The sequence below is a fragment of the Rhodobacteraceae bacterium D3-12 genome, assembly GCA_025916135.1.
GTDB lineage: Bacteria > Pseudomonadota > Alphaproteobacteria > Rhodobacterales > Rhodobacteraceae > JAKGBX01.
In genome coordinates this window covers 170,156-190,271 of the sequence record CP104793.1, presented here as the reverse complement: position 1 = coordinate 190,271, position 20,116 = coordinate 170,156, and the positions used below count along the sequence as shown (strand labels likewise).

The 20,116-nt window shown below is 59.1% G+C and carries 17 protein-coding genes and 1 pseudogene; 6 read left to right on the top strand and 12 right to left on the bottom strand.

Features of this window, described 5'->3' with window-relative positions:
- The first annotated feature begins 192 nt into the window (after positions 1-192).
- From N4R57_00915 to N4R57_00895, 5 genes and pseudogenes are all read left to right on the top strand, one after another.
- Positions 193-975, top strand: coding sequence for a YafY family transcriptional regulator (locus N4R57_00915; GenBank protein ID UYV37715.1), 783 nt, complete (start codon positions 193-195; stop codon positions 973-975).
- Between the two features lie 122 nt (positions 976-1,097).
- Positions 1,098-1,688 (top strand): annotated as a pseudogene (locus N4R57_00910) (uroporphyrinogen decarboxylase).
- Positions 1,628-2,062, top strand: a complete 435-nt coding sequence (locus N4R57_00905; protein ID UYV39483.1) for a hypothetical protein — start codon at positions 1,628-1,630, stop codon at positions 2,060-2,062. Before N4R57_00910 ends, N4R57_00905 begins: the two are co-directional and overlap by 61 nt.
- 329 nt (positions 2,063-2,391) lie before the next feature.
- Positions 2,392-3,045, top strand: a complete 654-nt coding sequence (locus tag N4R57_00900) for a methyltransferase domain-containing protein (protein UYV37714.1) — start codon at positions 2,392-2,394, stop codon at positions 3,043-3,045.
- Between the two features lie 122 nt (positions 3,046-3,167).
- Positions 3,168-4,264 (top strand): IS3 family transposase gene (locus tag N4R57_00895; GenBank protein ID UYV37713.1). Its coding sequence is split into 2 segments (ribosomal slippage): positions 3,168-3,417 and positions 3,417-4,264, totalling 1,098 coding nucleotides; the frame shifts between segments, so codons are not numbered across the junction.
- A 426-nt stretch (positions 4,265-4,690) separates the two neighbouring features.
- Here the strand turns inward: N4R57_00895 and N4R57_00890 are convergent.
- From N4R57_00890 to clpS, 6 genes are all read right to left on the bottom strand, one after another.
- On the bottom strand, positions 4,691-6,010 hold the full coding sequence (locus tag N4R57_00890; protein UYV37712.1) for a PD-(D/E)XK nuclease family protein: 1,320 nt from the start codon (positions 6,008-6,010) through the stop codon (positions 4,691-4,693).
- Between the two features lie 305 nt (positions 6,011-6,315).
- Positions 6,316-7,062 (bottom strand): SDR family oxidoreductase, encoded by a 747-nt coding sequence (locus N4R57_00885; GenBank protein UYV37711.1) that lies wholly within the window; start codon positions 7,060-7,062, stop codon positions 6,316-6,318.
- Between the two features lie 95 nt (positions 7,063-7,157).
- The gene (hemF, locus tag N4R57_00880) at positions 7,158-8,051 is read right to left on the bottom strand and encodes an oxygen-dependent coproporphyrinogen oxidase (GenBank protein ID UYV37710.1); all 894 of its coding nucleotides are present in this window, start codon (positions 8,049-8,051) and stop codon (positions 7,158-7,160) included.
- A gap of 25 nt (positions 8,052-8,076) precedes the next feature.
- Positions 8,077-8,877: an SDR family oxidoreductase gene (locus N4R57_00875; GenBank protein ID UYV37709.1), complete on the bottom strand. Its 801-nt coding sequence runs from the start codon at positions 8,875-8,877 to the stop codon at positions 8,077-8,079.
- 39 nt (positions 8,878-8,916) lie between these two features.
- Positions 8,917-9,909 carry a class I SAM-dependent methyltransferase gene (locus N4R57_00870; protein UYV37708.1) on the bottom strand — a complete coding sequence of 331 codons (993 nt, stop codon included), beginning with the start codon at positions 9,907-9,909 and terminating at the stop codon, positions 8,917-8,919.
- A 25-nt stretch (positions 9,910-9,934) separates the two neighbouring features.
- On the bottom strand, positions 9,935-10,279 hold the full coding sequence (clpS, locus tag N4R57_00865; protein ID UYV37707.1) for an ATP-dependent Clp protease adapter ClpS: 345 nt from the start codon (positions 10,277-10,279) through the stop codon (positions 9,935-9,937).
- A 94-nt stretch (positions 10,280-10,373) separates the two neighbouring features.
- Here clpS and N4R57_00860 point away from each other — a divergent pair, with 94 nt between their 5' ends.
- On the top strand, positions 10,374-11,075 hold the full coding sequence (locus N4R57_00860) for an HAD family hydrolase (protein UYV37706.1): 702 nt from the start codon (positions 10,374-10,376) through the stop codon (positions 11,073-11,075).
- A gap of 40 nt (positions 11,076-11,115) precedes the next feature.
- Here the strand turns inward: N4R57_00860 and N4R57_00855 are convergent, their stop codons facing one another.
- From N4R57_00855 to xdhA, 6 genes are all read right to left on the bottom strand, one after another.
- Complete coding sequence (locus N4R57_00855; protein ID UYV37705.1) at positions 11,116-12,480, bottom strand: FAD-dependent oxidoreductase; 1,365 nt, start codon at positions 12,478-12,480, stop codon at positions 11,116-11,118.
- Positions 12,481-12,555: 75 nt separating this feature from the next.
- Positions 12,556-14,250, bottom strand: a complete 1,695-nt coding sequence (gene ade / locus N4R57_00850; protein UYV37704.1) for an adenine deaminase — start codon at positions 14,248-14,250, stop codon at positions 12,556-12,558.
- Positions 14,247-15,524 (bottom strand): guanine deaminase, encoded by a 1,278-nt coding sequence (gene guaD, locus N4R57_00845; protein ID UYV37703.1) that lies wholly within the window; start codon positions 15,522-15,524, stop codon positions 14,247-14,249. The genes ade and guaD overlap by 4 nt, the downstream gene beginning before the upstream one ends.
- A complete protein-coding gene (gene xdhC, locus N4R57_00840; GenBank protein UYV37702.1) occupies positions 15,521-16,411 on the bottom strand; it encodes a xanthine dehydrogenase accessory protein XdhC in 891 nt (296 codons plus the stop codon). Before xdhC ends, guaD begins: the two co-directional genes overlap by 4 nt.
- The gene (gene xdhB / locus N4R57_00835; protein UYV37701.1) at positions 16,336-18,666 is read right to left on the bottom strand and encodes a xanthine dehydrogenase molybdopterin binding subunit; all 2,331 of its coding nucleotides are present in this window, start codon (positions 18,664-18,666) and stop codon (positions 16,336-16,338) included. Before xdhB ends, xdhC begins: the two co-directional genes overlap by 76 nt.
- Complete coding sequence (gene xdhA, locus N4R57_00830) at positions 18,663-20,114, bottom strand: xanthine dehydrogenase small subunit (GenBank protein UYV37700.1); 1,452 nt, start codon at positions 20,112-20,114, stop codon at positions 18,663-18,665. The genes xdhB and xdhA overlap by 4 nt, the downstream gene beginning before the upstream one ends.
- Positions 20,115-20,116 lie beyond the last annotated feature (2 nt).

Below are 20,116 nucleotides of genomic sequence, written 5' to 3'. Positions count from 1 at the left end.
GTCCTCACCACCTGCCCGCCCGGCGTGGACCAGCGCCCCAATCCCAGCCGCAGCATTGTAATCTCGTCATAATAGGCCATGCTCATTCCCTCCGGTGTTGCCCGAAAGACCAAACAGCATCACTCCTGCCACCCTGTTGTCAGGAGCCCGTGCTAAACTGGCAGCATTCAACAACCGCCAAGGCCCAAGCCCATGCCCCGTTCCGACCGCCTCTTCGAACTGATCCAACTGCTGCGCGCCGCCCCCGCGCCGCGCACCGCCGATAGCCTCGCCGCCGAACTCGAAGTCTCCCCGCGCACCGTCTACCGCGACATGAGCGCGCTTCAGGCGATGCGCGTGCCCGTCGAAGGCGCCGCCGGCCTCGGCTATGTGCTGCGCCGTGGCTATGACCTGCCGCCGCTCAACTTCGACCTTGAGGAAACCGAGGCCCTGCGCGTCGGCCTCGCCATGCTGGCCCGCACCGGCGACAGCGCCCTGCAACGCGCAGCCGCCCGCGTCTGTAGCAAGATCGACGCGCTGCACGGTCCCGCCGACTGGCTCTTTGTCGCACCATGGGGCGCGCCGATGGATGATCCCGCCCGTGGCTGTATCTCGATCTCGACCTATCGCGCCGCCATCCGTGACGCCCGCAAACTGCGCATCACCTACAAAGACACCGACGGCGCCATGACCGAACGCACCGTGCGCCCGGTTGTGCTGATCTATCACCTCAATTGCACGATGCTCGCTGCGTGGTGCGAATTGCGCGCCTCTTTCCGGCACTTCCGCACCGACCGGATCTATGACTGCACCCCGCTCGACGATCTGTTCGAGGATCAGGCCGACACCCTGCGCAGCCTCTGGGCCGATACCGAGGAAATCTCCGGCACCACCCCGCCGGACCCGGACCCCACGCCGACCCCGAACCCCACGCCAACCCCGGATGCCACGCCAAACCCACCCCCGGCGCCCAGCCGCGACATCCCCACCCCTTGACATCTCGCCACCAGAAAGGGACCAAGCCGCAGCAAACAAAGGAATGACGCACCATGGCCGAGCAGAAGACACTCCTCCGCGCACTCGCTGGCGAAACACTGCCCACACCGCCGATCTGGATGATGCGTCAGGCCGGGCGCTACCTGCCCGAATACCGCGCCACACGGGCACAGGCGGGCGACTTCCTCAAGCTCTGCTACAACCCCGAACTCGCCGCCGAAGTCACCCTGCAACCGATCCGCCGCTACGGCTTTGATGCGGCCATCCTCTTTGCTGACATCCTGCTCGTGCCACAGGCGCTGGGCGCTGACCTGTGGTTCGTCACCGGCGAAGGCCCGCGCCTCTCGACCATCACATCACAGGCCGATTTCGACGCGCTCAAACCCGCCAGCGATATTCACGAGGTCCTGAACCCGATCTACGAGACGGTCAAAATCCTCACCCGCGAATTGCCCGCTGAAACCACCCTCATCGGATTCGCTGGCGCCCCATGGACCGTGGCCACCTATATGATCGCCGGTCGCGGCACCCCTGACCAAGGGCCCGCCCACGCGCTCAAATCCGAAAACCGAGCGCTGTTCGAAGCCCTCCTCGCCCGCATCACCGAGGCGACCATCGACTACCTCTCGTGCCAGATCGACGCCGGCGCCGAATGCGTCAAGATTTTCGACAGCTGGGCAGGCTCGCTCAAAGGCGACGACTTCGCAAAATACGCGCTCGAACCCACCCGCCAGATCATCTCGGCTCTCAAAGCCCGTCACCCCGGAATCCCGTCATTGCCTTCCCGCGCGAAGCGGGTGACGCCTATGTCGGCTTCCACAAAGCCACCGGCGCAGATTGCGTCGCGCTCGACAACTCCGTCTCGCCCGACTGGGCGGCGGCCAACGTGCAGGTTGACGGTTGCGTCCAAGGCAACCTCGCCTCGCGCCACATGGTCACCGGCGGCCAACCCCTGATCGACGAAACCCGCGCCATCGTCAAAGCCTTCAAAAACGGCCCTCACATCTTCAACCTCGGCCACGGCATCACCCCCGACGCCGACCCCGAAAATGTGCAACTGATGATCGACACAGTCCGCGGCGGGTAAAGGGCCCGGCGCGGCAAAGGCCGCTTGGAAATCACAAGGGCGCATCCGCGGGCCAACCGGCTCGAGGCGTCGCCAAGACTGCAAAGTCCTTGGACAAACCCGCCTCCATCACGCCCGCGTTGTCTCAACGCCCAAATACGTGTAAAAAACCGGGATAGCTTACGAGATTTATCACGGAGTCCATGACAATGGCGATTACCGAAGTTTTCACCCGAACGTTTCGGGACAAAGTCGACCGAAAAGGCCCCGTCTTGGGCACGTTGTCGTTTATCGTGTTTGCCCTGAGATATCCGTTCAGATCCGCTCACAGGGCCTCCCGGCGCGCAATGATGAACCTGCCAACGCGTCGCCAACGCTTTGAAGAGATCTACGGCAAGCGGCTGTGGAAAAGCACCGAGTCGGCAAGCGGCAGAGGCTCGGAGCTGGACAGAACGACCAACCTGCGCACCAAATTGCCAGAGTTGATCGAAAAATACGACATCAAATCAATCGTGGATGCGCCCTGTGGCGACTTCAACTGGATGCGTTTGGTGCTGGAAAAGGTCAACGTAACCTACACCGGGCTGGACATCGTCGATGACCTTATCAAGGACAACAATGAAAAATACAGGTCCGACAAGGTCGACTTCGGACGCGCCGACATTTGCGAAGACAAACTCCCGGCCTGCGATCTGTTGATTGTCCGCGATTGCCTCATCCATCTGTCCTATCGCGACATTGATGCCTTCCTGAAAAACATCCAGGACGTCGACTATAAATATCTGCTGGTATCCTCCTACGTCGGCGATAGCGAAATCGAGAACAAAGACATCACCACTGGCGACGTGCGGGTGGTCAACCTGTTCAAACACCCGTTCAATTTCGACAGAGACAAAGTGCTGGACGTCATTCTGGACGTCCGAAAAAGCACAGCACGCGTCAACAGCGAAATCCTGCTGCGCAAAAGCGATGTGCCCGTCGGCGTGGCTGAAACGGCCGTTTGATAGCTCCACGTTTCTGATGAGTTGAGCCTTGCGGCATTCCATTAACGCCGCAAGGCGTTTGACCTGAGCCCCTGAATCTCCTCCAGATTTGTGTAGAGTCCGGCCAACAAAAGGACGGACAAATGAAGGCACGATTTACGGACGAACAGATCATAGCGATGATCAAGGAACAGGAATCTGGCGAGAAGACTGCTGATGTATGTCGGCGGCACGGGATCAGCTCGGCGACGTTCTACAAATACAAATCGAAGTATGGTGGTATGGAGCCGTCTGACGCGAAGCGGTTGCGAGCGTTGGAAGACGAGAACGGCAAGCTGAAGAAGCTGTTGGCAGAACAGATGTTGGACAACGCAATGTTGCGAGACATCAACTCAAAAAAATGGTGACGCCCGCCGTGAAGCGGAAAGCTGTGGCGCACCTGATGGAGCAACATCAGGTCAGCCAGCGGCGGGCGTGTGATGTGCTACAGATTGATCGATCCACGATACGATATCTGTCGCGACGTGGCGATGATGCTGAACTGCGAGATGCCATCAAGCGCGTTTCGAGGGAACGGCGTCGGTTTGGTTGCCGTCGGATCCATGTAATGATTGCGCGAGAAGGCTTTGAGGTGAACCATAAGAAGGTCAGGCGTATCTATCGCGAGGAGAAGCTGCAGGTGCGGCGCAGAGGCGGCAGGAAGCGCGCATTGGGTACAAGAAAGCCGATGGTGCTGCCGGATGGCCCAAACCAACGCTGGAGCTTGGACTTTGTATCTGACGCGCTGACGGATGGTCGCCGCTTCCGCATCTTAGCGGTCGTGGATGATTACAGTCGAGAGAACCTGGTGCTGGTTGCGGACACATCATTGTCGGGCCAACGGGTTGCGCGTGAGCTGGACCGCATCATCGCTGAGCGTGGCATGCCAAAGACGATTGTCTCGGACAATGGAACCGAGTTCACCAGCATGGCGATCCTCAAATGGGTGCAGGATACCGTCATTGATTGGCACTACATCGCGCCAGGCAAGCCCCAGCAGAACGGTTTCATCGAAAGCTTCAACGGCAAACTCAGAGATGAATGCCTCAACGAAACACTGTTCGGCACATTGCTGGATGCAAGACAAATGTTGGAACAATGGCAGGAAGATTACAATTGGCGCAGACCACATTCAGCCTTGGGCAACCTGACACCGATGAAATTTTTGCAGAGAAAGGCAATGGACAAGATGGCGGCTTAACGCCAAAGATTTAACCCTAAGGACTCCGCGCAAAGATGGAGGGAACTTGGGGCGCAGGTCACGTTCAAAGCGCACGCGAGCACGCAGCTTTGAAACGCGGTGGCCCGCACTGCCAAGCGCAGACCGTGTAGCCGCGGCCAAACGTAAAAGAGCGCCGCGGGAACGAAGGGCTGGAAGAACGATCTTTGCGCGTTATGTCATTACATTTCAGAATCTGAAAAACGGCTCAAAGCGGACCTTGGCTCGGGTCGCAGTGAATGACTACCATTTACGCTTTCTTTAAATCCTTCAGTAACCGCTATGGTTTGGATCGTGATTTATCGAGTAGGCACGTGTGACCTGTGTACAGGCCTACCCCCGCCCAGTCTTGGCACCCGAGCTGCGGGCATTGATTACTTCAATGTGAACCAATCCACGGTTCATCAATTATTTGAAGATTTTTTTGAGTAGATCGTCATAGACGGGCAAATGATGCTTAAGAAACGAGGCCATTTTCTTTATTGCTTTTCTTCCCAGCTCTTCAGCGTCAATTTCGCTTTCTTCCGCTTTGGTGTACTCCTTGGCTGTTTGAACATCAGCAAAACTGAGGTGCTTCCATTTCTTAATCGCGCTTGTCCGACGACCAATTTTAATTTTTCCTTCGTCAACTTTCTCCAAGACTTTCTTGTAAACCTCTTCGCGAACATCAACGTCACCTGGCCCCAGTACAAAAGTGAACCGTAATCGCCCATCCCCCCAGTCGGCTAATTCAAGGACCATTAGTGAGCCACTCTTAACCCAATCGGTGTCTCCATCTTGAAATCCGTCGAGTGCTGCCCACTCTGACACTCCAAAGCGCAACAACCTTGTACTGGATGTGTCTGGCACCAAAGTAAAACCTGTCGCGTCCTTCACCGCCGTTACAAGCTCGGCAGGATTGTCTCTAATCCAATCGATAACCTCGGCTTGCAGATCCGGCCAATATTCATAGAGCGCTTCTAGTGCTTCTCTATGTTTTGCCCAAATACTCTTGGCCAATCGCGCCAAATCTTCGTCGTTCACCAAGTGTCTCCTAATCATAGCTGAATAGCTTCTATAGAGTTCAGCTGCCTCTCCTGTGTACTCTCGCGCTTGAAGCTCAAGGTCTAAACGGTTGATGACATCAAATACGCTTACGGGTATCCAATTCTTTGTGTTTTCTTCAGAAGGACTTGTGGCATCTAAGGTCAGAAAGACAAAGGCCCGCTCCCAGTCTTCATCGGGATAATCTGCAGTTATCTGATTGTAGTATTTTCGCAGTTGATGTTTGCTTTCGGACGCATCCACCTTCAGCTCCACTGTCACAACCAAGCCTTTGGCTTTACTGCTAAAAGCCGTTGAAGGTATTTCGATCATGAAATCGATATCGGATCGTTCACGATAGACCAAAGCGCCACTGAAATCCGAGCAGTGAATATTGAGCGGTTGAATATCGATCTGGCCATCTTGAGCTTGTGCGACAACCTCCTGAAGAAATCCCTTCAGAAGATGATCCTGAAAAGGGTGAGGCCGATTGGGGTCAAGAATAAAACTTAGAAAATGTGCATGCCGGATCTCTTGACGCACCATGCCGATTGCTTCGAATGGACAGAATTTGGAAAACCTGTTTTCAAACTCTCGAAACAGGTTTGCACCTGACCCGATCAGAAGTGCCTCAATCGCCTTTGACTTTTCGAAGTTGGAAAGAACTTTGTCATTTTCGGAATCATCCAATTCGCCATGGTTCATCTTTCGCTTTCCATCGCTGCAACACGTACGAATGCATCACTTGCTATAGGTGGCCGAGCATTTTCGACCCTATCCAGGTACCTTAATCGAGTTTTTTGCAGAAAGAACTTTATGACGGAAGTGCTGTGAAGTCCACATAACGGCCCTACGCACATTGTGCAGCGAACTTCCACTTCTCGCCTACCCCCCCCGAACGCCCCATTAACCTAACAGGGCGTTAACACATTCAAGAATCCGATGTCATACGCATTACAGCCGGATGTCAGCCGGAAGTCACCCCCGCTAAAACCCGGCCAAAACCGCCGTTAACTTCTCAAAGCCGGAAGCCCCACGCCGGTGCTTTCAAACCCGCCATCGGCTGCCAAAACCTGTCCGGTAACAAAGCTTGCCTTCTCGGAACACAAGAACACGATCGCCTCGGCAATTTCGCGCTCGCTGCCATAGCGGTTAAGTGGGATAGCATCATGATAAGCATCAATAATTTCCTGACTATGCACTGCCATAGCCAGTTTGGTGCGCACCGGTCCGGGGCATATGCAATTGGCCCGCACCCCCCATTCACCCCATTCCGCCGCCTGCTGCTTAGTGAGCTGGATAACAGCCGCCTTCGACGTGCCATAAGCCACCCTTAAAGTCGACGCCCTCAGCCCGCTGATAGACGCGATATTCACGATCGCCCCCTTGGTCTTTTTCAGTTCAGAAACAACAGCTTGACTGGTCAAAAACGTGCCATCCAAATTGGTTTCCATCACCCTGCGCCACATGCTGAAATCGCACTCATCAATCGGCCCGAACTCCGCCACACCGGCGTTATTCACCAAGGCATCAACCCGCCCGAATTCCCCCTGAACCCGCGCCAGCATGGCCGCAACCTGATCGCCCTTGCCGATATCACACTCCACCGGCAAAACCCCGTCCAGCGCCGCACTCGCCGCCGCCAATTCCGAGGCGTCCCAGTCCACCATCGCAACCTTCCACCCTTCTTCCAAAAAGAGCTTCACCGTCGCCAGCCCGATCCCGCGCGCCGCCCCTGTCACTATCGCAACTTTCATCACTGTTCCCCCTCATTCATCTTGCTAAAAAATATCTCTGAGCGTTGGGGCTGCCCCCACGCCTCCCAAATATCAACCTTACAACCGGTTGAAATTCATACCCATTTCGCCATCGGCGGCAGGCTCATCAAAACCGCATTGGCATCATGCCCGGTTTCCAACCCAAACTTGGTGCCCCGGTCATAAACAAGGTTATACTCCGCATACAGCCCGCGATGAACCAACTGCGCGTCCTTCTCTTCCGCGCCCCATTCCATGCCCATCCGCCGCTCAACCAGCGGCACAAAGGCGGGCAAGAATGCGCGGCCAACGTCTTGGATCAAGGCAAAATCCGCCGCCCAGTCACCGCTGTTATGGTCATCAAGGAAAATCCCCCCCACACCCCGCGCCCGCCCGCGATGGGGAATGAAAAAATACTCGTCCGCCCAAGCCTTTAGCCGCGGATAGAGCGCCGCATCATGCCGGTCGCAATGGGTCTTCTGAACCCCATGAAAATGCGCCGTGTCCTCCTCATATTCCAGACAAGGGTTCAAATCCGACCCTCCCCCAAACCACCACCCATGCGGGGTCCAGAACATGCGCGTATTCATATGAACCGCCGGGCAATGCGGGTTTTGCATATGCGCCACAAGGCTGATCCCGCTGGCCCAGAAACGCGGGTCTTTTTCCATGCCGGGCAAGCCCTTACGCGCCGCCATAGCCGCCTGCGCCCGTGGTCCCAGCTCACCGAACACGGTCGAGATATTGACCCCAACCTTCTCGAACACCCGCCCGCCGCGCATCACACTCATCACGCCGCCACCGGCGTCCGACCCGTCCTCGCTCGACCGCTTGGTTTCGCTCACCTCAAACCGCCCCGGCGCTTCGCTTTGCATCGGCCCCGCGTCCAGCTGATCCTCCAGCGTTTCAAACGCCTCGACAATCTCATCGCGCAGGCTGCGGAACCATGCGCTCGCGCGAGCCTTCTCGTCTTGCATCTCATTGGTCATAAAGCGAAAATCCTTTGAAAGCGTCTCAATGCGCCGGCGCTGTCACCGGGTCGAGCAAGGTGCGCCCGCCGTCCACGGTCAATACCTGCCCGGTCATGAAACCCGACCCGTCCGAGGCCAGAAACTGCACCGTTTCCGCCAGCTCCCCCGCGCTCGCTATCCGGCCCAGCGGCGTGCCTTTTTCGATCACATCGCGGAAGTCCGGGCTCGCCTTCAACTTCTCCTGCATCGACGCGCTCATCACCGAGCCCATCGCAACCGCGTTCACTCTGATCCGCTCTCCGGCCAAGGCCACAGCCAGCGCCCGCGTCATCTGTTCCAGTGCCGCGTTCGAGATCGACAAAGCCATCAATTCCGGGTGGGTCCGCGTCGCTAAAATTGAGCTCAGATTGATGATCGACCCAACCGCCCCTTTGCTCTGCCCATCGGCCTGTTTAATCATTCGCTTTGCCACAACCTGGCTCAACCGCAGCGACGTCATCAGGTTCTGCTGCATCAGCGTATCAACCGCGTCATCATCGGGGTTAAGCGGGTCCGACCGCACCACCTGCCGCGAGGCGTTGACCAAAACGTCAACCCGCTCAAATGCGTCAATCGTGGCCGACAACAGGTTCGCCAAGGTCAGCTTTTCGCGCAGGTCCCCGGCGAAAAAGCGGATCGGGCCATCTTCCTCAACCTCACCCACCTCGCGGCGCAGCCCGTCTTCGTCCATATCGGCGAACATCACATTCGCGCCCTTGTCGACAAAATGGCGCGCAATGGCGAGGCCAACACCATTGGCGGCCCCCGTCACAATGGCAGTTTTTCCGGCAATCGAAAGCGACATGGGTGGCCCCTATCTGATTCTCATCTGAGGTTAAGGAAATCAGCGCGTCTTGCGAGACGGTCTTGCCGCGACGAAAATCTTGAACCGGCCATCACCGTCCAGCTCTTTGACCTCGCGAAACACCGACCCAAGCGCCTGTTCATACGGCAGGTGGCGGTTCGCCACCATATAAAGCCGCCCGCCGGGCGACAAAACCGAGGCCGCCTGACGGATAAACGCCTGCCCCAACTCCGGCACGCCCTTGCGCCCTTCGTGGAACGGCGGGTTCATCACCACGGCATCCAACGGCACCTCGGGTGTCCACCGCATTGCATCGGCCCAATGAAACCGCGCGCGTTCATCGCCGACGTTTTGCTTGGCGCACTCCAGAGCAAGATAATCTGCTTCAACCAGATCCAGCGTCCTGACCTCGTCGCGCTTGAGAATCTCACTGGCAAGAAACCCCCAGCCCGCGCCGAAATCGGCAACCTTCCGGCCCAGCTTTTTCGGCAATGCCGCGATCAACAACCGTGACGCCGGATCAACCGCATCGGCTGAAAACACCCCCGGCGCGGTTGTGAAACCGTCGCGGTTTTTCGCCAATGCCCCGGACTCGGCCCATGCGGCAAACGTCCCCGGTGCGGCCTTGGCAACAAAGGTTTTGCCATGCGCTTTTGAGTAAGCCTCGGAACACTCGGCCAATTTGCGCATATCGCGGAAAATGCTGTCGACCCCTTCGGTCTTTTGCCCATCGACAATCACGCAACCGGCCAAATCCACCGCCTGCGCCACCATCGCACGCGCCTCGGCCTTGGCACGCGGCAGGATCACCAGCGCAAGCACAGCGGCCTCTGGCGCTGTAACATCCACCTTGAACCCCGCCGAGCGGAGCGCATCCACATCCGGCTTCATCCGCGCCACCAGCCGCAACCGCTCTTTGGGCAACCCGCTCAGGTCATCGCCCGCCGCCGCCCCGAACACCGCGATCTCTCCGGCATCGGGCAACGCGAAAACGCCACTCTCAAGGTATAGGCTCAGTCGGGAGGTGCTCATAACAGCACCATCGCACGCACGCGGCTCATTCTTTTTCCATCGTGCATTGCAACGGATGCTGGTGGCGGCGTGCGAAATCCATCACCTGCGCCACTTTGGTCTCGGCAATCTCGTGGCTAAACACGCCAACCACGGCGATGCCCTTTTTGTGCACGGTCAACATAATCTCAAACGCCTGCGCATGGTTCAGGCCAAAGAACCGCTCAAGAACGATCACCACGAATTCCATCGGGGTGTAATCATCGTTCAAAAGCATAACCTTATAGAGCGGTGGCCGCTTGGTCTTCGGGCGCGTTTCCACCACAACCGAGGTATCCCCCCCGTCATCGTTATCCGCGTCATCCGCCATGATATGCTCAAGCGTTTTCATTTGGGTCCATTCATTTAGGTTTGGCTCCATGAGACGATCTATATAACCTCTGAGACAGCCCAGAAAAGGGGGCGTCTATGCCAGAAAGGTCGCAATGCCAAGAAAACTGACCACAATCGGCTTCGATGCGGACGATACGCTCTGGCATAACGAACGCTTTTTCCAGATCACGCAGGAACGATTCGCCGGGTTGCTGGCCGATTATGCCGACCCCGATCACCTCTCTGAACGCCTGCTCGAAGCCGAAAGACGCAATCTCGGGCACTATGGCTTTGGCATCAAGGGCTTCATGCTCTCGATGATCGAAACCGCGCTCGACGTCACCTCTGATCGTGTGCCCGGCACCGTCATTCACGAGATCATTTCCGCCGGCCAAGACATGCTGCGCCACCCGATCGAGCTTTTGCCCCACGCCCGTGCCGCGGTGGAAACGCTCGCCGCTGACTTCACCCTCGTTCTCATCACCAAAGGCGACCTGCTCGATCAGGAACGAAAACTGGCGCAATCCGGCCTTGGTGAAATGTTCGACGCGGTCGAAATCGTCTCGGACAAAACCCCTGAGACCTATCACGCCGCCTTTACCCGCCATGGCGACGGCCCGGCACAGGCTATGATGGTCGGCAATTCGATGAAATCCGATGTCCGCCCCGCAATCGACGCCGGAAGCTGGGGCGTCTATGTGCCCCACGGGTTGGAATGGGATTTGGAGAAAGCCGATCCCCCGCTCGGCGCATCGCGCTACGCCGAATTGGTCGATCTGGGCGAACTCGCAGGCTTCGTCGAAGCGATCGGCTAGAGCCTACGCGCGCCGGGCCGCATTTCTAACCCGACAAGGCTCACTCAACCCGCACGCCCTGCGCCCGCAACACATCCTGCACCGCTGCGATCTCCACGTCGGCCACATCACATCCGCTTTGGACGGCCTGCGCCGCAGCCACGCCCGCGCCTTGCCCGGCAACCGCACAACACGCCATGTTACGCGTCGCGGCATGGGCCATCTTGTCACCGCCAATCGCCCGTCCAGCCACAAGCATCCCCTTCACCCCCTTGGGCAACATCGCACGATAAGGGATCTGCATGTAACGCCCGGTCGTCGGAATGATCAAAACACCATAACCGTCGATGAACTCGGGATAGATCCCGATGCTGTCCTCGAACCGCCCCTCTGCGCGGACATCCTGCTCGACCATGTTATAAACCGCGTCGATCTTGCGGCTGTCGCGAATACCGATGCTCATGCCGAAATTCCTCAACCGCATCGCCTCACACCCCGGCGTATAGCGTTTCAGCGCCTCAATCGCGTGCATCGCCTGTTTGCGCCCCTCGATTTCAAACCGGGTCAGACTATCAGGGTCCACCCCGTCCACCCCCGCCAGATGCACAAGGTTCATATACGACATCTCACCGCTGTCATGCACCGCGCCCCATGTCCCGCCGATGGTGTTAAGATGCGCCGGTAGCACCCCGTCGCGGATCGCCTGCTCAAACGGCTTGGCAAGGAACGGGCTGAACATATCGTCCTCCTTGCCATCGGTTTCCACCTCCCACTCGCCGGTGGACCAATCTTTATAGGTCTGCGGATCGGCCTCGACGCCACGCATGAACGCCGCCTTGTCCACGCCCGCGACGTGAAACATCACGCTCGCCGCCTGCACCTCCTCAAGCGGTGTTTTGATCGTTGGCGCACCGGCGCGAAAGGCCACATCCGCGTCCCCCGTTGCGTCGATAACCACCTTGCCCAAAATGGCTTCACGCCCGGCTTTCGACTCCACGATGATGCCGGTGATCCGCTCCCCCTCCATCACTGGCGCAACAAAGGCGCGGTGCATCATCGGGTGGATTCCGGCCTCCTCGACCAACGCATCCGCAACCAGCTTGAACCCTTCACTATCAAGCTCATAGCTCAGCGACTGGCTCTCCGGCACCGCCGCACCCATCGCCTTGGCCCGGTCCTCAAACTCGCGGCCAATACCGCCGGCCTCGACCGTCTGCTCGTGGCGATACCACGCAAATCCCTCAACCCCGACAACGGTAATATTGCCGCCGAAACAGCCGAACCGCTCGACCAAGGCGACGCGCACACCGGCCCGCGCCGCCGCCAGCGCAGCAGCAAGCCCACCAGGGCCAGAGCCGACAACGATCACATCGGTTTCATGGATTACAGGGGTTTCGCGGGCGGGTTCGTGAATGCTGTGTGTCATCGGGGCGTTCTGGCACATTCCCGCGTCGGGTTCACTGGCAAAGACGACACCCAAGCCGCAAACGCGCTCCCCCGCTCACCCGATGATCTCGAACTTCTCGACATCAACCAAACCACGGTCGGTGATTTTAAGCGCAGGGATCACCGGCAGCGCCAAAAAGGCAAGCAGCAAGAACGGCTCTTCCAACGTAACACCCAGCGTTTTCGCGGCATCGCGCAAGCCAACCAACTCGTGGCGCACCACCTCGTAAGGCTCAAGACTCATCAACCCCGCGACGGGCAATGCCAACTCGGCCAATATCTTGCCACCCTCGACCACGACAAACCCGCCTTCGATCTCTTGCAAGCGGTTCGCCGCCAGCGCCATATCGTCGTAATCGGCTCCCACAACAGCGATGTTGTGATGGTCATGGCACACGGTCGAGCCTATGGCCCCGCGCTCCAATCCAAAGCCTTTTACAAACCCGGTCGCCATATTGCCGTTCTTGCCATGCCGCTCCAGCACCGCGATCTTGATCAGGTCGCGCGCCACATCCGGGCGCTTGTCGCCATCCTTGATCGGGATCGTCTCGTGCAGATGCTCGGTGATGATCTTGCCTTCCAGAATGCCGATCACATCCGTCTCTTCTCGGTTGCCACCGGTGCGGAAATTGCCGGCGGCCACTTGCCGCGCTTTGACCGAATTCCGCCCCACCGGCGCAATCACCTTGCGCGCGGCAAACGCCTCGTCGCACAGGACCACACCGCCAACCATCACCATCTCGGCGTCACAGGCCTCAAGACTGCGCAGCGCGACAATATCCGCCCGTTTGCCCGGCGCGATCTGCCCGCGATCTTTCAAGCCGAACGCCTCCGCCGCTGACAGGCTCGCCGCGCGGTAAACCGCCCTCGATGACACGCCAAGAGCAATCAGACTGCGGATCATATAATCCAGATGCCCGTGCTCCCCAATGTCCAGCGGATTACGGTCATCCGTGCAAAGACAACAATAGGCGCTGGTGAAATCATCCAAAATCGGCGCCAGCGCATGCATGTCTTTCGAGACCGAGCCCTCGCGGATCAGAACCCGCATCCCCTTGCGCAGCTTCTCGCGCGCCTCCTCGGCGCTGGTCGCCTCATGCTCGGTCCTGATCCCGGCCGAGACATAGGCGTTCAAATCCTTCCCGGATAGCAACGGCGCATGCCCGTCGATATGCCGCCCTTCAAAGGCGTGCAGCTTCTCCATCGCCTCGGGATCGCGGAAAATCACACCGGGATAATTCATGAACTCTGCCAGCCCGATAACACTCGGATGATCCTTGAGAGCGGCCAATTCCCCCGCGCCAATCCGCGCCCCAGCGGTCTCCATCTCGGTCGACGGCACGCATGATGACAACTGAACGCGAATGCTCATCAACGTATGCGCCGACGCCTCAAGGAAATACTCAATCCCCGGCACGCCAATCACATTGGCAATCTCATGCGGATCGCAAATCGCCGTCGTCACCCCGCGCGGCCCGACACAGCGGTCAAACTCATAGGGCGTGACCAGCGAACTTTCGATATGCAAATGCGTGTCGATGAACCCCGGAACCAAGGTCAAGCCGCTGACATCAATCACCGTCTCACCCTCATACGCCGCCCCGATCCCGGCGATCACACCATCGACAATGGCCACATCCCCGGCAATCCGATCGCCGGTGACCACGCAAAATACCTCGCCCCCGCGCAGCACTTGATCGGCAGGCATCTCGCCCCTCGCGACGGCAATTCGGCGTTCCAGTTGGTTCATTTCATCGGTTCTCCGGCAACATAGGTTTGCTCAATGGCACGATCATCGCCCAAGATCATCAAAAGGAACAGCTCCTCGGCAAGCGTATCCACCGTCTCCGCTCTCAGCCGCATCTCTGCCGTCGCTTGCGCGTTCAACACAACCACATCCGCATCTGTGCCCTCGTCCAGCGTGCCAATCCGCCCGTCCAGCCCAAGCGCGACCGCATTGCCCCGTGTGATCCAATGAAACATCTCAAAGGGATGCTTTTGCTGGCGCTGCAACTGCAACACCTTATAGCCCTCGTTCATGGTTTGCAGCATGGAATAGCTCGTCCCGCCGCCAACATCCGTGGCAATCGCCCCCTTGATCCCACGCTGGCGCAACCCGCCATCATCATACAGCCCGCTGCCCAGAAACAGGTTCGATGTCGGGCAAAACACCGGCTTCGCCCCGTTCTCGGCAATCGCGCCGATTTCGCGGTCGGTCATATGAATGCAATGCCCCAACAGGGTCTTTGGCCCCATCAGACCATAGTGTTCATAGACGCCCATATAATCCGGCGCATCCGGGTAAAGCTGAGCGGTAAAGGCGATCTCATTGTGGTTTTCATCCACATGGGTCTGCAAAAAACATCCCGGATGCTCCGCCGCCAATGTGCCCGCCGCCTCCAATTGCTCCGGCGTCGATGTGATCGCAAACCGCGGCGTTATCGCGTAATGTGCTCGCCCGACACCGTGCCATTTTTCGATCAACGCCTTGCTGTCGTCATAACTCGATTGCGCCGTATCACACAGCGCGGGCGGCGCGTTGCGATCCATCATCACCTTGCCACCGATCATGCACATGTTGCGCTTGGCCGCTTCGGCAAAATACGCCTCGACCGAGGTCGCATGCGCCGAACAATAAGACGCCGCAGTCGTCGTTCCATGCGCGGTGAGCAGATCGAAATACGCCGCCGCCATCCGCGCCGCATGTCCCGCATCCGCAAACTGCGTCTCTGCCGGAAAGGTATAATTCTCCAGCCAATCCAAAAGCTGCTCCCCCCACGACGCGATCACCTGCACCTGTGGGAAATGAATATGCGCGTCGATGAACCCCGCCATCAGCAGGTTTGGCCGATGGTCCACCTCCTCTGCGCTGCCCTTCAAATCACCATAGCTGCCACGCCGCTCAATGACCCCGTCGCGGATCAACAACGCGCCATCCTCGATATAGGTGAACGCGCTTTCATCTCCGCCAGATGGCTCCGCATGAAAGCTCAACACCCGCCCGCGTAGCAATTTTGCCGTCATAGCGCCGCCTCCATACCCTGACGTATGTTTGCGAAGACCTCAATCGCCAAAAGCACCTCACTCACCACATGTGCCGCAATCACTTCGGGCCGTTTGTCTCCAACCCCGACAAGCCCCATCGGACAGACAAGCCGCGATACCTCCGCCAAAGGCTCATTTGCATCCGCCCAATTGGTAAACTTCGCCCGTTTGCTCTTGGACCCGATCATCCCGACATAGGCCGCATCGCCGCGCTTCAACGCCTCTGCCGTGATCAGAAAATCCAACGCGTGATCATGGGTCGCAACAACAAACGCCGCCCCGCGCCCCGCCTTGGCAACTTCGCTTTCCGGCAATGGCGTCAATACCTTACCCGCGCAATCAACCTGCGAAAGCTCCGCCTCGCGACTGTCAATCAAGCGCGTCGAAACCGGCAATGGCGCCAGCGCCGTTGCCAAAGCACGCCCCACATGCCCGGCTCCGAAGATCAGCACCTCGGCCATACCACCCTGCGCCGCGCGCTCTGCTGCCACCAACTCAGCACGCAAACCGGCGTCAACCAACGCAAGCGTCAGCTCAACGCGCCCACCACAGCACTGCCCAATCTCGGGGCCAAGCGGAACGTTCATACGCGCAAGCCCCTCGCCCCGCTGCAACATCTGCCGCGCCTGATCCAGCGCCATATACTCAAGCTGGCCACCGCCAATGGTGCCCTGCATCGCCCCATCAGAGACCAGCATCTCGGCCCCGACCTCGCGCGGCGACGACCCCTCAACCCGCGCAATGCGAACCCGCACCACCTTGTTGTGCTGCGCAAGGAACCCGGCAACCGTCACGACAGGCCCCGCATCCGCTCGACAGCCATCAATACCCGTTCCGGCGTCGCCGGCGCGTCCAACCGTGGACATTCGCGGTAATCCGCCACGCTCGCCACCGCCATCGACAGCGCCTCAAGCACGGAAATCGCCAACATAAACGGCGGCTCCCCCACCGCTTTCGAGCGTTTGATCGTGCGCTCCGGGTTCTCCGACCATTCCGCCAGCTTCACATTGAATTCCCGCGGCCGGTCCGACGCCAGCGGGATCTTATAGGTCGATGGCGCATGGGTGCGCAGCCGCCCCTCGCTGTCCCACCACAATTCCTCGGTCGTCAGCCAGCCCATGCCCTGTACAAACGCGCCCTCGACCTGACCCAAATCCAAGGCCGGGTTCAACGATTTCCCCACATCATGAAGTATATCCACGCGGTCCACCTGATACTCTCCGGTCAACGTGTCGATCGACACCTCAGAACAGGCCGCGCCATAGGCGAAATAGAAAAACGGCCGCCCCTGTCCGGTCGCCCTATCCCAATGAATTTTCGGCGTTTTATAGAACCCCGCCGCCGACAATTGTACCCGCGCCATATAGGCCGATTTTATGAAATCTGCCCATGCGATCTCTTCCTCGCCCACCTTCACACAGCCGGGAAGGAACGCCACATCATCCTTCCACACGCCCTTGCTCTCACAGGCAAACTCTACCAATCGCGCCTTGATCTGCTCGCAAGCATCCAGCGCCGCCATGCCGTTCAGGTCGGTCCCTGATGACGCCGCCGTCGCCGAAGTGTTGGGCACCTTCTCGGTCGTTGTCCGGGTGACTTTCACAAAAGAAAGATCAACCTGAAACGCCTCGGCCACCACCTGCGCGACCTTGGTATTCAGCCCCTGCCCCATCTCGGTCCCGCCATGGTTCAACATGATCGAGCCATCGTTATAGACATGCACCAGCGCACCGGCCTGATTGAACCATGTCGCGGTAAAAGAAATCCCGAATTTCACCGGCGTAAGGGCTATTCCCTTGCGGATAATCCCCCCTTCGGCGTTATGCGCCCGGATCGCCTTGCGTCGCGCCTGATAGCGGCAATCGGTTTCCAACTCGCCAACTATACGCTCAAGTATGTTGTCACTCACCACCTGATGATAGGGCGTCACATCTCGCCCCTCGCCATAGAAATTGGCGCGGCGAATTTCCAAAGGATCGCGGCCAAGGGCATAGGCGATCTCTTCGATCATGCGTTCTCCCATAACCACGCCCTGTGGGCCGCCAAACCCGCGAAACGCTGTGTTGGACACGGTGTTGGTTTTCATCGGTCGCGACTGCAGCCGCACATTGGGATAGTAATACGCGTTATCGGCATGAAACAGCGCCCGGTCCGTCACCGGCCCCGACAGGTCCGCCGCAAATCCACAGCGCGCAGCCAGCTCGGCATCAACCGCCTCGATCCGGCCCTCGTCGTCAAATCCGACCGCGTAAGTGGCTAGAAAATCGTGCCTTTTCCCGGTCGCGCTCATATCCTGATCGCGGTCGGGGCGAATTTTCACAGGCCGGTCAAACCGTTTTGCCGCAATCGCCGCGACACAGGCAAACAGGTTCATCTGGCTTTCCTTGCCGCCAAAGCCGCCGCCCATGCGCCGCACGTTCACCACCACCGAATGTGACGGCACGCCCAAGGCATGCGCCACCATATGCTGCGCCTCGCTCGGATGCTGGGTTGAGACATGCACAACCACATCCTCGTCCTCGCCCGGCGTGGCAAAGGCGATATGCCCTTCAAGGTAAAGATGCTCCTGACCGCCGATCTCCATACTACCGCGTATTGTATGGGCCGATTTCGCCAACCCCTCCGTCGCATCCCCAAGCCGAAGCGTCAGCGGCGCGGTCACATGCGGCATATCCCGCTCAAGCGCATCTGCCACCGAGATCACCGGCGCATCCGCCTCGATCTCCACCTTTGCCAATGCAGCCGCCCGCCGCGCCGCATCGCGGCTTGTGGCGATCACCGCAAACAACGGCTGGCCGTGAAACTCCACGCGCTCTTGCGGGAAAATCGGCTCATCCCCTGCGCCCACCGCGCTGATCTGGTTTGCGCCCGGCACGTCTTCGGCCGTCAACACGCCGACCACGCCCTCGGCCGTCTCGACCGCGCTCAAATCCATCGCCTTGATGGTGCCGCAAGCCACGTCAGACACCCCGAGGTAGGCATGCAAGCTCCCCACCGGCTCGGGAATATCATCGCAATATTCCGCGCGCCCCGTCACATGCTTGACCGCGCTCTCATGGGCAACCGAGTCATGCGCACCGCCCTTTATGGCGCGTGTCTCACTTTCGCTCGCGTCTTTCATGCGCTTTCCCTTTCCAACTGCGCCCTGTCGCCTGCGCCCTTTTCGGCCCAAAAACGCCGGATCAGGTTTTGCGCCGCCAACATGCGATACCCGGCCGAAGCACGCCAATCGCTCAGCGGCTCGAAATCCTGCGCCAACGCCTTGGCCGCCGCCTCAAAACTCGCGGCGTCAAACGCCTGCCCGACCAACGCCGCCTCTGCGGCCTGCGCCCGCTTCGGAACGCCCGCCATGCCGCCAAACGCCAGACGCGCCGCCGTGATCCGCCCGCCCTGCACCGTCACCGCAAAGCCCGCTGCGACCGACGAAATGTCCTCGTCCCGACGTTTCGAAATCTTATAGGCCGCGTGGTGAACGCCCGCGTCCGGCAATGGCACGACGATCGCCTCGACAAACTCGCCCTTTTTGCGGTCCTGCTTGCCATACTCGATGAAAAACGCCTCCAAAGGCAGCTCCCGCCGCTCCGTTCCGAAGCGCAAAACAACCCGCGCGTTCAACGCGATCAGAACCGGCGGCGTGTCCCCAATGGGCGACCCGTTGGCGATATTCCCGCCCACGGTCCCCGCATTGCGCACCTGCCAACCAGCGATCCGGCTCCAATAAGGCGCCAAATGCGCAAACGCCTCGCAGAGCACCGGCGCCGCATCGGTATAACTCACCCCTGCGCCGATCCGTATCTCTCCGCCCTGCGTTTCAATCTCCTGCAAGCCCTGCAACTGGCCAATGAATATCGCCGGAGAAATCTCGCGCAGGAACTTGGTCACCCAAAGGCCCACGTCCGTCGCCCCGGCCACAATCGTGGCGGTCTCATGCTCGGCATAAAGCGCGGCGAAATCATCCACATCGGCGGGCAAATACCCGTCCAAAAGCGCAACCCGCGCCCCATCGCGCAACGCGTCAAGCCGCGCTGCAACCTCGGCACGCTCGGCCAACAACGGATCACCCTCCGGCCCTGCAATCTCTCCCGCGGCCATCGCCGCGCGGATGATCGGCGCATAGCCGGTGCAGCGGCACAGGTTGCCCTGCAACGCCTCTTCCACCTGCGCCTCTGTCGGGCGTGGAACCTCCATCCACAGCGCATAAAGCGCCATCACAATGCCCGGCGTGCAAAACCCGCACTGGCTGCCATGATGCTCCACCATCGCGCGCTGCACCGGGTGCAACCCGCCATCTGCGCCGCGCAGATGCTCAATCGTCACCACATGGCAGCCATCCACGCTCGCCAGAAACCGGATACAGGCGTTCACCGGCTCATAGCGCAACTGACCGCCCGTCAACCGCCCCACCAACACGGTGCAGGCGCCGCAATCACCTTCGGCGCAGCCCTCTTTGGTGCCGGTCAACCGCTGATCATTGCGCAGAAAATCCAGCAAGGTATCGCGCGCTTTCACACTATCCAGCCGGCGTTCTTCTCCGTTCAAAAGAAACCGTATCTCTGTTCTCACCTGCATCG